The following is a 13,114-nucleotide window of genomic DNA, read 5'->3' as shown; positions in this document are numbered from 1 at the left end:
GATTACCCAAGGAGACGGCCTACGGTAGGCGCGTCCGGTCGAACGGGACAGTGCCCGATCGGGTGGTGTGCACTCACGCGGATGGCGCAATCACCGAGCCATCGGGAATCGCTAAGCTCTTTCCGGTCCGACACGGCTGAGAAGGTGTTTTCCGTGACTCGATCACCGGAATGGGTTCCCCGGGGTGTCGATATCTCCGTGCCCAGCATGGCGCGCACTTACGACTTCATGCTCGGCGGCGGCCACAACTTCGCCGTCGATCGCGCGGTGGGGGAGCAGATCGAGCGCGCGATGCCCGGGCTGCGCGACGCGGCACGAGTGAACCGCGCGTTCCTCGGGCGCGCGGTGCGGTTCATGACCGGCCACGGGATCCGGCAGTTCCTCGACATCGGCTCCGGTATCCCCACGGTGGCGAACGTGCACGAGGTCGCGCAGGAGCAGGATCCGGACTGCCGCGTGGTGTACGTCGACCGCGACCCGGTGGCGGTCGCGCACAGCGAGCTCCTGCTGGCGGGAAACGATCGCGCGGCGGTCGTGCAGGCCGACATGCGGGACCCGGAGAAGATCCTCGAATCGCCGGAGGTGCGCGGTCTGCTCGATCTCGAAAAGCCCGTCGGGCTGCTCATGCTGTTGATGTTGCACTGGGTCCCGGACGAATCGGATCCGCTCGACCTCGTCGCACGCTACAGTTCGGCGCTGGTGCCGGGGAGTTTTCTCGCGCTGACCCACGTCACCGGCGACCACCAAGGCGAAAATCTCGGAGAAGCGACCGAAGTGATCAAAGAAAGCCGGAGCCCCGATCAGGTGACATTGCGGACGCACGACCAGGTTTCAGCACTCTTCGCCGGTTTCGAAATCGTCGAACCCGGTTTGGTCGGCTGCGGCGAATGGCGGCCGTCCGGGCCGGCGGACATCGCCGCCGCGGCCGAGATGAACATGCTCGTCTACGCCGGAATCGGCCGAAAGAGCTGAGCGGACGCTTCGGATGCCGATGATCGAAAAACTGCCGGAGCAGCCGGCGAGCGCCGACCCGGAACGCGCGCGGACCGTGCTCGCCCGCAAATGGGCGTACCTGCTCAGCGGCGTGACCGTCGTTTCGCTGAGCCGGGAGCTGCTCGACGAAGAACTGCGCGGAATGCTCGACACCCTGATCGACTCGCTGCGCGGCACGTCCGCGGACACCGCGCCCGCCGAGCGGATCGGCGCGCGGCTGGTCGGGCTCGGCTACGTCGGCGAGCCGGGGCTGCGGTGCACCCTCGACGTCCTCGGGAAGGGCCTGCCGGGCCTGCCCGAACTGCGGCCGGCGGACCGCTTCACCGAGCGGATCGTGCTGACGCTGGGCGCGCTCTCCTGCGGCTTCCTGCTCGCGTACGAGCGCAGCGTCCTCGAGCAGCAGGAGATCATGCACCTCTCGCTGCTCAAGGCGGTCCGCGACGCGCAGTGGAACCTCAAGCAGAGTGAAGCGCGCTTCGACCAAGTCGTGACGACGTCCGCGAGCGGCGTCGCGCTGGTCGCCCTCGACGGCCGGATCGTGCGGGCGAACGCCGCGCTGGCCGAGATGCTCGGGCACCCGGCGGGCGAGCTGGCCGGGACGCGGCTGGAGGACCACGTCCACCCGGAGACCGCCGAGGTCCTCCGCGAGGCGATGGCGGAGCTGGCCGACGGTGCCAAGGAACGGATCCGGCAGTCCCAGCGGCTGCTGCGCAAGGACGGCGACGTCGCCCGCATCTCGCTCACCGCGTCGCTGCTGCGTGACGCCGACGGCCGGCCCGGCCACTTCGTCGTCGTGGTCGAGGACGGCACCGAACTCATGTTGCTGCAAGGCGAACTCAGCCGCCAGGCGCTGCACGACGTGCTGACCGGCCTGCCGAACCGCCAGTACTTCGGCACCCACCTGGAGGCGGCGCTGCGGCGCGCCGACCCCGAGTACGGCGTCACCCTCTTCCACGTCGACCTCGACGCGTTCGGCATGGTCTGCAACAGCCTCGGCCGCCGCGTCGGCGAGCAGGTGCTGGTGCACTTCGCCCAGCGGCTGAAGGCCGTCCTGGCCCGCGAGCGTGCGATGGTCGCCCGGTTCCACGCCGACGAGTTCGGCATCCTCGTCGAGAATTCGGCGACGACGCCGGACATCGACGCCATCGTGCGCGCGATCAACGACGAGCTCGCCGAGCCGTTCTTCTGCGGCGGCCACGGGCTCGCGCTGTCGGCCAGCGCGGGCGTGGTCCACCGGCCGGCCAAGGGCATCGACCCCGCGGAGGTGCTGCGCGCGGCCGACCAGACGCTGCGGCGTGCCAAGGAGGGGCGCAGCGGCCAGTGGAAGATGTTCGACCGGGAGGCCGACGCCGAGGACCGCCGGACGCAGGCGCTGGCCGTCGGCATGGCGGGCGCCTGGGAAAACGGCGAGCTCGGCGTCCGCTACCGGCCGATGGCGCGGCTGGCCGACGGCGAGGTCGCCGGGTTCGAGGCCCGCCTGCACTGGGAGCGGCCGGACGGGCGGCCGCTGGCGCACGAGCGGTGCGCGGAGCTGGCCGAGTCGACCGGGCTGGCGCTGCCGCTCGGCGACTGGCTGCTGCGCGCGGCGGGCCGGCAGAGCGAGTGGTGGCGGCAGCGCGCGGATTCCCGGCTGCCGGTGGTCGCCGGGCTCACCGGGCACCAGGTGGCCGACGACGCTCTGGGCACGCGCGTGACCCGGCTGCTCGCGGACACCGGCTTGCCGCCGGACCAGCTGCTGCTCGGCGTCCCGGTGCGCGCGCTGCCGGTGTCCGGCGTCCCCGAGAACGTCACGGCGCTGGCCGGCCTCGGGGTCCGCGTCATGCTCGACGACTTCGGGCTTGGGCCGGACGACCTGCGGGCGGTGGAGGACCTGCCGGTCGACATCGTCCGCGTGGACCGCCGGCTCGCGGAGTGGCAGGCGCGTTCGGAGTCGACGTTCCTGGGCGCGCTGGTGCCGCTGGTCCGGGAGGTCGGTGCGACGCTCGTGGTCGACGGGATCCACACCGAGGACCAGGCGAGCTGGTGGGGCCAGGCGGGGGCGGAATTGGGTACGGGTGATTACTTCGGGGCCGCCAGGCCGCCGGGGGAGCTGGCGGCTGCTTTCGCTTGAGCGGGCCACCGGGTCAGGCCGACCGCGGCCAGCACGATCACCATCCCGCCCACGACCCGGGGCGTCAGCGGTTCCCCCAGGACGAGCGCGCCGAGCGCCACCGACACCACCGGGAGCAGGTAGCCGACCGTCGCGGCCGCCGTGGGGCCTTCGTCGGTCAGGATCCGGTAGTTCAGGTAGAACGTGATGCCCGTCCCGAAGACGCCGAGGATCGTCACCGCCACCACGGCGGTCAGGTTCAGGTGCGGGGCCGCGCCGGACACCGGCAGGGCCAGCGCGGTCAACGCCGTCGCCGTCATCAGCTGGGCGGCCGACAGCGCCAGCGGTGCGCCGTCGGGGGGCAGTTTCCGGGCCATGTAGGCGAACGCGATCGCGTAGCTCAGGCCGGCGCCGAGCAGGGCGAGCGCGCCGCCGCTCAGCAGGCCTGCCTGCTGCCACGGTGCGAAGATCACCAGCACGCCCGCGAACCCCAGGGCCAGCCCGAGCAACCGGGCCGGCCCGAGGCGGCGGTCCGTGCCGAGCACGACGCCGATCAGCAGTGACCACAACGGTGTCGTCGCGTTCATGACGCCCGCCACGCCGGAGTCCACCGTGCGTTCCCCGATCCCGAAGAGGGCGAACGGCAGCGCGTTGCAGAAGAACGCGGCGACGACCAGCCGTCCCCACGTCCGCCGGTCGCGCGGCAGGCGCTGGCGGGTCGCGAAGGCCATGGCCAGCAGCGTCAGCGCCCCGAGCGCGCAGCGGACCAGCGTGAGGTGGACCGGGCTCAGCCCGGTCAGGGCCAGCTTGATCCAGAGGAAACCCGATCCCCACAGCAGAGCCAACACCGCGATGCGCACCCATCCAGTCACGTCCTCCACCGTGCCGAACATGATCTGTCAGGACAAGTGAAGAGTTCTGGACCAACCTTTAAGACTTGCTACAGCTTCGGCCGCCACAGCCGATCGCCGAACAGCGCCAGCGCCGCGGGCAGCAGCACGCCGCGCACGAGCGTCGCGTCGAGCAGGATCGCGAACGCCATGCCGAGCCCGAGCATCTTGTACTCGATCGCCGCGAGGCTCAGGAAGATGCTGAACACCCCGGTCATGATCAGCGCGGCGCTCGTCACGACGCCGGAGCTGCGCGCGGTGCCTTCGATGATCGCTTCCCGCGCCGAACCGCCCGCGAGCCGTCGTTCGCGGATCCGGCTGAGGATGAACACGTGGTAGTCCGTGCTCAGCCCGAACAGCAGCACGAACAGGAACATCGGCAGCCAGCCCAGCACGCCGCCGTAGGGCGTGAAACCCAGCAGTGGTGCGAGAAAGCCGTCTTGGAACACGAGCGTGAGCACGCCGTAGGCGGCGCCGACCGAGAGCAGGTTGAGCAGGATCGACACCGCGGGCACGGCGACCGACCGGAACACGACGAGCAGCAGCACGAACGCGAGCAGCAGGATGAACCCGAAGACGTACGGCGCTCGCGCGAGCACCCGCGCGGTTAAGTCGTGCGCTTCCGCCGTGCGGCCCGCCACCGCGTACCCGACGCCGTCGAGCCGGCCGATCGTCCGGGGCAGCAGGGTTTCCCGCAACGTCGTGAGCGTGCGGCTCGCCGCTGCGTCGTTTCCGTTGCCGCCCAGCGGAATCCGGACGACGAGGGCCTGGTCCACCGGGACGACGACGGCCGGTCGCGGGGTGCCCGCGGTGAGTTCGCCGATGGCTCGCCGGACCGCGGGGGTGTCGACCGGCCCGCCGCGTTCGTTCCAGAGGACGACGTGCGCGGGCATCGTCACGCCGGGAAACGCTTCCTGGACGCGCGCGGCGGCGTCGATCACCGGGATGCCGCGCGGCAGGCTCTCGGTCGGCGCGGGGTCCTGCAGCCGGATGCCGGACGCGGGCACCGCGAGCACGATCAGCAACGCGGCGGTGACCCCGCTCCACAGCGCGGGCCGCCGGGTGACCACCCCGGCGACCGCCGCCCATAACCGCGAGCGCGTGCTCCGGGTGCCGAGCCACGGGATCCGGCCGCGGTCGACGCGGGGCCCGAGCGCCGAAAGCGTCGCCGGCAGCACTGTCACCGCCGCCAGGACGGCCAGCCCGACGACGAGGACCGTGCTCACGGTCAGGCCGCGGAGGTTGTCGAGGCCGGTGAACAGCAGGCCGGTCACGCACAGCACGACGGTCAGCCCCGACACGACGATCACGTGCCCCGACGTCCGCGCGGCGATCCGGATCGACTCGTCCACGCCGTGAGCGCGCTCTTCGCGTGCCCGGCGCAGGAAGAACAGCGAGTAGTCGACGCCGACCGCCATGCCGATGAGCAGCGTCATCGCGGAAGTGGCGCTGTTGACCGGAACCCAGTTGTCCACAAGGGACAGAAAGCCGAAGGCGGCGAACACCGTCGTCCCCGCGAGCAGCACCGGGACCGCGGCCGCGACCAGCGAGCCGAACACGACGAGCAGGATCAGGACGGTGATCGGGAGCGAGCGGGTTTCGGACCGCTTGATGTCTTCCTTGATGCTCTGGTCGACCGCGCCGGACACGCTCAGGTCGCCGGCCTGGGCGAGGCGCGCGTCCGGGTGCCGGGCCGCCACCGCGTCGACGGCGGCGGTCGCCGTCGTGAGACTCGCCCGGACCTGCGCACCCGTGCCGAGCAGGCGGAACGTGACCAGGCCGGAGCGGCCGTCGGCGGAGACCTGGGCCGGGTCGTCGAGCGGGGAGCGGATGTCGGCGACCGCGCCGGACGTCCTCAACGTCGTCACCAGGTCGGCGACCGCCGGGGATTCCCTTGGTACCAGGACGTTTTCCCGGAACGGTTCGCGGGTGGACTGGCGGTCGAGGACCGCTTGGCCGGTCCCGGCGTCGCCGGCCGGGCTCGACCGCGCGTCGGTGCCGGGGGCGAACGTGCCGATGACCCAGGCGAGCGCGACGAGCGCCAGCCAGCCGAGGATCGCGGCGGTGCGGTGGCGCAACGACCAGTTCGTGACGCGTTCGACCACAGGCGTGCCTGCAGGCAGCATGAACTAAAGTCCTTCCGTGAAGGAGTGATCCGATGAGAGTTCGCCCTCGGGCGAGTGGGTGCTTCTTCTTCCTGGGCCGCCGAGTTGCCGCTCGGCGGTCCAGGGCCTCAGGTCAGTCGACCTCCTTGAGCACGTATTCGATGGACCGCAGGCGGTCCTGGACGTCGCGGAGCTGCCGTTCGGTTTCTTCCTGCGTCCGGACGGCTTTTTCGGCCAGCGAACGGTATTCGTGCTCGCGGGCGAGCGCGGCCTTGGCGCGCCAGGTCGAGGCCAGCTGCACGATCCCGATCGACAGCACGACGGTGATCAGGACGAAGACCCCGGTCACGCCGATGATCTCCTGCCACTGGTGCCAGTTCATGTTCGTCCCTCCTCGCCGTCCCGCTGGACGGAATCCGGTGTGGTCAGCGTCGGCACGGCGGCCGCGATCGTCTCCGGCGTCAGCACGACGGAAAACGGGGTGAGCTCGTAGAACCGCAGCGTCTTGCCGTCTTCGCCGACCTCGAAGCTCGCCTCGACCAGGCCCGCGGCTTCGAGCTTGCGCAGGTGGACCTGCAGCAGCGCGCGGCTGATCCGCAGCTCGCGCGCGAGCTTGCTGACGTAGGTGCGTTCGGCGCGCAGGGCGGCGACGATCCGCAGCCGGTGCGGGTTGCCGAGGGCGCCCAGCTGCCGCAGCAGGTCGTCGCCCGTGGTCCACATGCCAACAAAAGTTAGCAGGTGGTCGGCCGGAGGGGTATCAGGGTGATCCCTGAAGAGCCGGGAACGTCAGCGCAGGGCCTTCTGGCGGCGGGTCAACGCCGACGGGTCGAGGTTCGCCCGCGTGCCGGCGTCGTGGCCGTCGAGGTACCCGCTGCCGGACAGCCGGCGGGGTGCGGCGGAGCGCAGGCCACCGTATTCGGAGTCGAACGCGTGCTGCACCAGCTGCGCGCGGTCGCGGACCACCAGCTCGGCCGACCGCTCGCCGGGCGCCGCCGTGCGGACCGCTTCCTGCTCGGCGTGGGTCAGCCGTTCGTGCACCGCGCGGGCGAACCCGTGCAGCCACGTGCGCCGGTAGGCGGCGAGCGACTCGCCGGGGAAGAAACCGTCCGGCCGGACGCGGGTCAGCTGCGTGCTCGCCTGCAGCAGCAGGCTGGTGAACAGCAGCTCGACCCGGCCGAGGTCGGACTTGAAGCCGAACACGGTGACGCTGTCGACCTTCTGGCCGAAGCGGTGCAGCAGCGTCCGGCAGCGCAGCGGGTAGGCGACCGAGGTCAGCAGGCTCGCCTTGTCGCGGCTGTACGGGTCGTTCATCGGGATCTTCAGCGTCCCGATCTCGTCGGAGTTCGCACCGGACGCGGCGAGCATCGCCTGGTCGATCCCGTAGCGCGCGACCAGCTCGGCGGCCTTCGTGTTGTAAGCCTCGGCCTCCGCCTCGGTGACCGCCGGGTCCTCGGCCTTGGCCAGCAGCTTGCGGATGCGCTCGAGCTGCGGGTCTGACTCGGTCATGGAGGGAGGGTATTCGATCAGGTGTTCGGACGCGTGCACCGGGTGCGCGTGTCGCCCGGCGACACGAGCCCGGTTTCGTACGCCACGACCACCGCCTGCGCCCGGCTCGAAATGCCCAGCTTGGCCATCAGCCGGTTGAGGTGCGTCTTCACCGTCGCCTCGCTGACGCGCAGCTCGGCCGCGATGTCGCCGTTCGTCGCGCCCGTGCCGACGAACTCCAGCACCTCGCGCTCGCGGTCGGTCAGTCCCGGCAGTTCCGGCGCGGCGGCGGGCCGGGCCGCGGTGAACGCCTCCACCAGCCGGCGGGTGATGGCCGGGCCGGACAGCATGTCGCCGCGGGCGGCCGCGTGGATGCCCGCGACCAGCGTCTCCGGCGGGCTGTCCTTGAGCAGGAAGCCGGACGCGCCCGCGCGCAACGCCGCGTAGACGTACTCGTCGAGGTCGAACACCGTCAGCATGAGCACGCTGGGGCGCGGCGGCGGCGCCGCGAGGATCCGCTCGGTCGCCCGCACGCCGTCCAGCTCGGGCAGCCGGATGTCCATCAGGACGACGTCCGGCCTCAGTGCCGCCGCCTTCGAGACGGCCTCGAGCCCGTCGCGCGCTTCGCCGATGACGTCGATGCCCGGCACCGCGGCGAGTAGCGCGGCGAACCCGGCGCGGACGAGGTCCTGGTCGTCGACCACCAGCACGCTGGTCACTCGGGCTCCTGCGGTTCGGGCGACGGGCGGCTCGGGTACGGCAGGGTCAGCACGACGGCGAACCCGGCCGGCTCCCGGGGACCGATCTCGATCACGCCACCGTACATCCGGGCGCGTTCGCGCATGCCGACCAGCCCGTGCCCGGCCGGGTTCGGCGTCACCTCGCGCCCGCCCGCGTCCGTCACGCTGAGCACCAGCTGCGAAGGCCCGTATTCGAGGACCAGCGAAGCGGCCGAACCGGCGTGCTTGAGCACGTTCGTCAGCGCTTCCTGTGCGACGCGGTACGCGCACAGCTGCTGGCCCGGCGGCAACGTCCGCGGCTCGCCGGTGACGCTCACCTCGACCGGGATCCCGGCCTCGCGGACCCGCGCGGCGAGCGCGTCCAGGTCGGCGAGCCCGGGCTGGGGCCGGTACTCCGCCGGCGCGTGCTGCGGCGGGCGGAGGACGCTGAGGAGGCGTCGCAGCTCGTCGAGCGCTTCGGTGGTCGTGCCGGTGATCGTGTCCAGCGCCGTGCGCGCGGTGTCCGGCGACGATTCGAAGACGTACCGCGCGAGGTTGGCCTGCACCGAGATCACCGAAAGGTGGTGCGAGACGACGTCGTGCAGCTCGTGCGCGATCCGGACGCGCTCCTCGGCGACGGCCTCCTCGGCCTCGTGCTCGGCGTCGCGCAAGCGGTGGCTGCGCACGTAGGCGGTGCGCCCGATCGCCGCGACCCCGGCGGCGAGCAGCAGCGCCAGGAGCGAGTCGCCGACCGGGGAAACCGGGCTGCCGGACAGCATCGACGTCTCGTAGGCGGCCAGGCCGAGCAGCGTCACGGCCAGCGCGTCCCGGAACCGGCAGTGCGCCCACACCGTGTACGCGGCCACGACCACGCTGAGCTGGCCGAGCTGCGACCGAAAACCGAGGCCGTAGAACAGGCCCATCAGGACGACGCAGGCGGCCAGGGCCGAGATCGGGAACCGGCGGCGCGCCGCGAGCGGCAGCGCGCTCACGGCGGCGAGGACCAGGCCGAGGGGTCGCGCGTGGTCGCCGAAGTGCCCGCCGAGGTCGGTGGCGCCGACGAGCTGGTAGGCCGCGACGACGACCGCGAGCACGGCGTCGGCGAGCCGCGGCCGCGCGCGAAGGAGTCCCGGCACGCTGCGAAGCTACCTGGTCGATCTTTCGCGGTAGGCGGACCCCGAGGAGTACCGCCAAGGTTTACCCAGCACTGCGTCGCCGGTTGCTTCCGCTGCGTGGTCACTCATCGCTAACCTCGCCCGGCTCGGTGGAGAGGGGGTCCCAACCCAAGGCAAGGGGGAGGGCTTTGGTGCGCCCTCTTCGCCGGGCGCTCAGTAGCGGTGTGCCCGCGGCGAGGTTGGGCGCTGAGCTTGGGGGTGCGCCCGCGGCGATGTCGGGCGTTCAGTTCAGGTACGCGTCGAGCGTGACGGCCAGCGCCGACTCCGGCGACGGTGCGAAGCTCGCGCCGGCCAGCCCGCCCCACAGCCACAGCTGCGCGAGCCCGTGCAGCGCGGCCCACAGCGAAGCGGCGACCAGCCGCAGGTCGGCGCCCGAGCGCGCGAGCGGCGTCGGCACCGCCGCCACCAGCACGGCGAAGGTGTCGAACACCGCGCTCGCCGCCGCCGAGAGCGCCGGGTCGTCCGGATCGACCAGGTCGCGGCGGAACATCAGCTCGAACATCGCCGGGTTGGCCAGCGCGAAGTCGAGGTAGCTGTGACAGGCGGCCGTCAGCCGCTCGCGCGGCGAGTTCCCCGGCAGCGTCTCCCGGCGCGAGAGCAGGTCGGCGTACCCGCGCGTCGCCACGGCGGACAGCAGTTCGGCGCGGCCCGAGAAGTGCCGCAGCGGGGCGCCGTGCGACACGCCGGCGGCCTTGGCTATCCCGCGCAACGTCACCGCGTCGACGCCTTCGCCGGCCAGCAGCTCGGACGCGGTGTCGATCAGGCGTTGCCGGGTGCCCATGCCTCGTCCCGGGTCATGGGGAGCAGGTCCGGGCGCTTCGGGAAGAAGCCGTCGCCGGGCTGGCGGCCGATCATCCGGTTGCGCGTGCGGGTCACAGCGACCGGCAGGACCTCGCGCAGCAGCCAGTGCGCGTCGGCGCGCCAGCTCCCCGGCGCCGCGACGCCGGGCAGCGGGTCGAGCCAGGCGGGGTCGTGGCTGACGCCGAGCAGGCCGAGGACGTACGCGGCGAGCCGCCGGTGGCCGTGCGTGGAGAGGTGGAGCCGGTCGGCGCCGAAGTACCGCGAGTCGGTGACGGCCTGGTCGGGCCAGAGGTCGATGAGCTGCGCGCCGTAGCTGACGGCGGCTTCGCGGATGGCCTCGTTGAGCGCGACGATCCGCGGCCGCATCCGGCGTCCGAGCGGCATCCGGTGGGAGATGTCGCTGAGGGTGAAGGTGACGACGGTGGGCGAGATCTCGGTGCAGGCCCGGATCGCGGCGTCGACCCGCCGGGCGACGGTCCGCGCGTCCCAGCCGCGGCTCATGACGTCGTTGCCGCCGCCGAAGAGCGCGATGAGGTCGGGTTCGAGGCGCGTCGCGGCGGGCACCTGCTCGGGGACGATCTGGTCGAGCCGCCGTCCGCGGACCGCCAGGTTGGCGTACCGGAAGCCGGGCTCGTCCTGCGCGAGGCGCGCGGCGACGAAGTCCGCCCAGCCCCGGTAGGCGCGCTGGTCCGGGTACGGGTCGTCGAGACCTTCGGCGCAGCTGTCGCCGAGGACGACGAAACGGTGGTAGCTCATTCCGATCTCCGTAACCCGTGGTTCACCTTGTGGACACTGTCTATCAAACTTATGTAGACGCTGTCTACTTCGGGTCGTCACAATCCGGCGGGGCGCTCCGTCGTACTGGCATGACACTCGAATCGGAAGTCGGGCAGCACATCGGTGAGATCGTCGAAGGGCTGCGAGCCAAGGACCTCGACGCGCTCAGGCGGGTCTACGCCGAGGACGTCGTGTCCTTCGACGTCGAGCCGCCGCTGCAGCACGTCGGGATCGACGCGAAACTGAAGAACTGGGCCAAGGTCTTCACCCTCTTCGAAAAGGTGGACTACGAGCTGCGCGACCTCACGCTCATCGTGAGCACGGACCTGGCCGTCGGACACGGCTTCGGCCGGGTCAGCGGCACCCTGCGCGACGGAACGGCGACGAAAGGCATGTGGGTCCGCGCCACGTTCGTCCTGCGGAAGCGGGAGGACGGCTGGGTCATCGTCCACGACCAGGCTTCGGTGCCGTTCGACATGGCGACCGGCCGGGGCGTGGCCGACCTCGAGCCCTGACGCCTCAGGCGAGCCGGGCGCGGTGGGCCGAGACGGCGGCCCGCCGCGGGTCGGCCGCCGGGAGCGTCTCCAGCAGGGCGTCCAGCACCGCGAGGTCGTCGGCCCCGCACGCCGTCTCCCAGAACGACCACAGCACGCCCGGGTCTTCGCTGTTCAACGCCACCTGGCGGACCTGCGCCGTGAGGGACTCGCGCTCCTCGCGGACCGCGGGCGCTTCCGACTCCGGCAGCAGCGGCCCGCGGAAGACGCGCAGGACGTCGGCCGGCGAACCGGTGCGCAACGACGTTCGCGCCCGGACGAAGTCGGCGTCGACGTCGGCCGCCAGGCGGTACGGGCGCGTCTGCACCACCTGCGCGCCCAGCTGGGAGCGCAGGCGGTGGATCTCCGCGCGGACCGTCACGGGGTTGCCCGTTTCGCCGTAGAGCTGCAGCGCCAGCCGTTCCGCGGACAGGCCGTTCGGGTGCAGGGCCAGCAGGGTCAGGATCTCCGCGTGCCGCAACGTCACCGGTACTTCGCGACCGTCCACAGTGGTCGAATGCGCGCCGTCGGAAAGGTAGCCGAGGCGCAGGCGGGAGCGCTGCCCCGCACCGCCGGCGGAAAGCCGGAGGAGGTAGCCCTCGGCGAGGGGCTCCACGGTCGCGAGGCGGCCGTCGGAGAGCGCGACCGTCCCGCCGCCGCGCCGGACGTCCACTGTGGACGGCAGCAGGCACGCCTGGGCGGCCAGCACCCGGCCGCCCGCCGAGAGCAGGGCGCCGGGGCGTCCGCGCAGGGATTCCAGGTGCGGCATGTTGACGCGCCGCAGGCGCTCGTCGCGGACCGCGAGGTGGGCGCGCAGCTGGCCCTCGGCGAGCTGCGCCGTGGCCGTGACCAGGGAGATCATCGCCGGGTGGACCGTGCGCAGCGGCCCGCTGACGTCGATGGAGCCGAGCAGCACACCGGTCTCGGGGTCGCGCACGGGCGCCGCCGCGCACGTCCACGTGTGGTAGCGCCGGACCAGGTGCTCGGCCGAGTGGATCTGCACCGGCTCGCCGGTCGCGAGCGCCGTCCCCATGGCGTTCGTGCCGATCGCCGCTTCGCTCCAGCGCGTGCCTTCGGTGAGGCCGACGCGGTCGCCGCGCAGGAGTTGCGCCGTCTCGCCCTCGCGCCACAGGATCAGGCCGTCGGCGTCGGTCACGATCATCACGTGCTCGGCGTCGTCGGCGATGCTCACCAGCATCTGCCGGAGCACCGGCAGCACCGGTGCCAGCGGATGGGCTTCACGCAGTGAAGCGAGGGCTTCGGTGTCGAAGACGAACGGGGCCTCGCCCTCGTCCGGGTCGACGCGCGCCGCGAGCGAGCGGTTCCACGAGTCGGAGACGACCGAGCGTGGCGGCCGGGGCCCGGGAACGCCCTGGAGCACCGCCTCGCGGACGTGCTCCAGCAGCCGCGCGTACGACTCGGGGTCGCGCAGCAGCTCCGGTTCGGGCGCCTCTGCCACGTTCACCAGCGTAGATAGCCGGTGCGCGGCCGTGCAACGCGCGTGCAACGTCGCCCCGCTTACGTTCGCCGCCACCAGCACACCGTCA

13 protein-coding genes are annotated in these 13,114 nt (G+C 72.1%); 3 read left to right on the top strand and 10 right to left on the bottom strand.

The genetic code is table 11. The features are described 5' to 3' along the window. The first annotated feature begins 153 nt into the window (after window positions 1-153). Window positions 154-972, top strand: coding sequence for an SAM-dependent methyltransferase (locus ABZ342_RS20315; RefSeq protein ID WP_360475031.1), 819 nt, complete (start codon window positions 154-156; stop codon window positions 970-972). Window positions 973-991: 19 nt separating this feature from the next. Continuing rightward, on the top strand, window positions 992-3,103 hold the full coding sequence (locus tag ABZ342_RS20310) for an EAL domain-containing protein (protein WP_360475028.1): 2,112 nt from the start codon (window positions 992-994) through the stop codon (window positions 3,101-3,103). Here ABZ342_RS20310 and ABZ342_RS20305 read toward each other — a convergent pair. The 9 genes from ABZ342_RS20305 to ABZ342_RS20265 form a co-directional block, all read right to left on the bottom strand. Then, window positions 3,052-3,954 carry a DMT family transporter gene (locus tag ABZ342_RS20305; protein WP_230862302.1) on the bottom strand — a complete coding sequence of 301 codons (903 nt, stop codon included), beginning with the start codon at window positions 3,952-3,954 and terminating at the stop codon, window positions 3,052-3,054. The two genes, ABZ342_RS20310 and ABZ342_RS20305, sit on opposite strands and share 52 nt — an antisense overlap. 68 nt (window positions 3,955-4,022) lie before the next feature. Further along, the gene (locus tag ABZ342_RS20300; RefSeq protein WP_360475025.1) at window positions 4,023-6,098 is read right to left on the bottom strand and encodes an MMPL family transporter; all 2,076 of its coding nucleotides are present in this window, start codon (window positions 6,096-6,098) and stop codon (window positions 4,023-4,025) included. 112 nt (window positions 6,099-6,210) lie between these two features. Next, on the bottom strand, window positions 6,211-6,459 hold the full coding sequence (locus ABZ342_RS20295) for a hypothetical protein (protein WP_360475022.1): 249 nt from the start codon (window positions 6,457-6,459) through the stop codon (window positions 6,211-6,213). Beyond that, window positions 6,456-6,797, bottom strand: coding sequence for a winged helix-turn-helix domain-containing protein (locus tag ABZ342_RS20290; protein ID WP_155540861.1), 342 nt, complete (start codon window positions 6,795-6,797; stop codon window positions 6,456-6,458). The genes ABZ342_RS20295 and ABZ342_RS20290 overlap by 4 nt, the downstream gene beginning before the upstream one ends. A gap of 66 nt (window positions 6,798-6,863) precedes the next feature. Continuing rightward, window positions 6,864-7,583 (bottom strand): DUF2786 domain-containing protein, encoded by a 720-nt coding sequence (locus ABZ342_RS20285; protein ID WP_155540862.1) that lies wholly within the window; start codon window positions 7,581-7,583, stop codon window positions 6,864-6,866. A 17-nt stretch (window positions 7,584-7,600) separates the two neighbouring features. Continuing rightward, window positions 7,601-8,281 (bottom strand): response regulator transcription factor, encoded by a 681-nt coding sequence (locus ABZ342_RS20280; protein ID WP_360475017.1) that lies wholly within the window; start codon window positions 8,279-8,281, stop codon window positions 7,601-7,603. After that, window positions 8,278-9,417 carry a sensor histidine kinase gene (locus ABZ342_RS20275; RefSeq protein ID WP_360475014.1) on the bottom strand — a complete coding sequence of 380 codons (1,140 nt, stop codon included), beginning with the start codon at window positions 9,415-9,417 and terminating at the stop codon, window positions 8,278-8,280. The genes ABZ342_RS20280 and ABZ342_RS20275 overlap by 4 nt, the downstream gene beginning before the upstream one ends. Before the next feature lie 262 nt (window positions 9,418-9,679). Continuing rightward, the gene (locus tag ABZ342_RS20270) at window positions 9,680-10,237 is read right to left on the bottom strand and encodes a TetR/AcrR family transcriptional regulator (protein WP_360475011.1); all 558 of its coding nucleotides are present in this window, start codon (window positions 10,235-10,237) and stop codon (window positions 9,680-9,682) included. Continuing rightward, window positions 10,216-11,013 (bottom strand): SGNH/GDSL hydrolase family protein, encoded by a 798-nt coding sequence (locus ABZ342_RS20265; protein WP_360475008.1) that lies wholly within the window; start codon window positions 11,011-11,013, stop codon window positions 10,216-10,218. The genes ABZ342_RS20270 and ABZ342_RS20265 overlap by 22 nt, the downstream gene beginning before the upstream one ends. 110 nt (window positions 11,014-11,123) lie before the next feature. Between ABZ342_RS20265 and ABZ342_RS20260 the strand changes: the two genes are divergently transcribed. Beyond that, a complete protein-coding gene (locus tag ABZ342_RS20260; RefSeq protein WP_360475005.1) occupies window positions 11,124-11,549 on the top strand; it encodes a nuclear transport factor 2 family protein in 426 nt (141 codons plus the stop codon). Window positions 11,550-11,553: 4 nt separating this feature from the next. Here ABZ342_RS20260 and ABZ342_RS20255 read toward each other — a convergent pair whose 3' ends face one another. Then, window positions 11,554-13,032 carry a GAF domain-containing protein gene (locus ABZ342_RS20255; protein WP_360475002.1) on the bottom strand — a complete coding sequence of 493 codons (1,479 nt, stop codon included), beginning with the start codon at window positions 13,030-13,032 and terminating at the stop codon, window positions 11,554-11,556. Window positions 13,033-13,114 lie beyond the last annotated feature (82 nt).

It is taken from the genome of Amycolatopsis sp. NPDC005961 (assembly GCF_040629235.1).
Lineage (GTDB): Bacteria > Actinomycetota > Actinomycetes > Mycobacteriales > Pseudonocardiaceae > Amycolatopsis > Amycolatopsis camponoti.
Note: the sequence above shows the minus strand (reverse complement) of the source record. Positions and strands in the feature narration are given on the sequence as shown.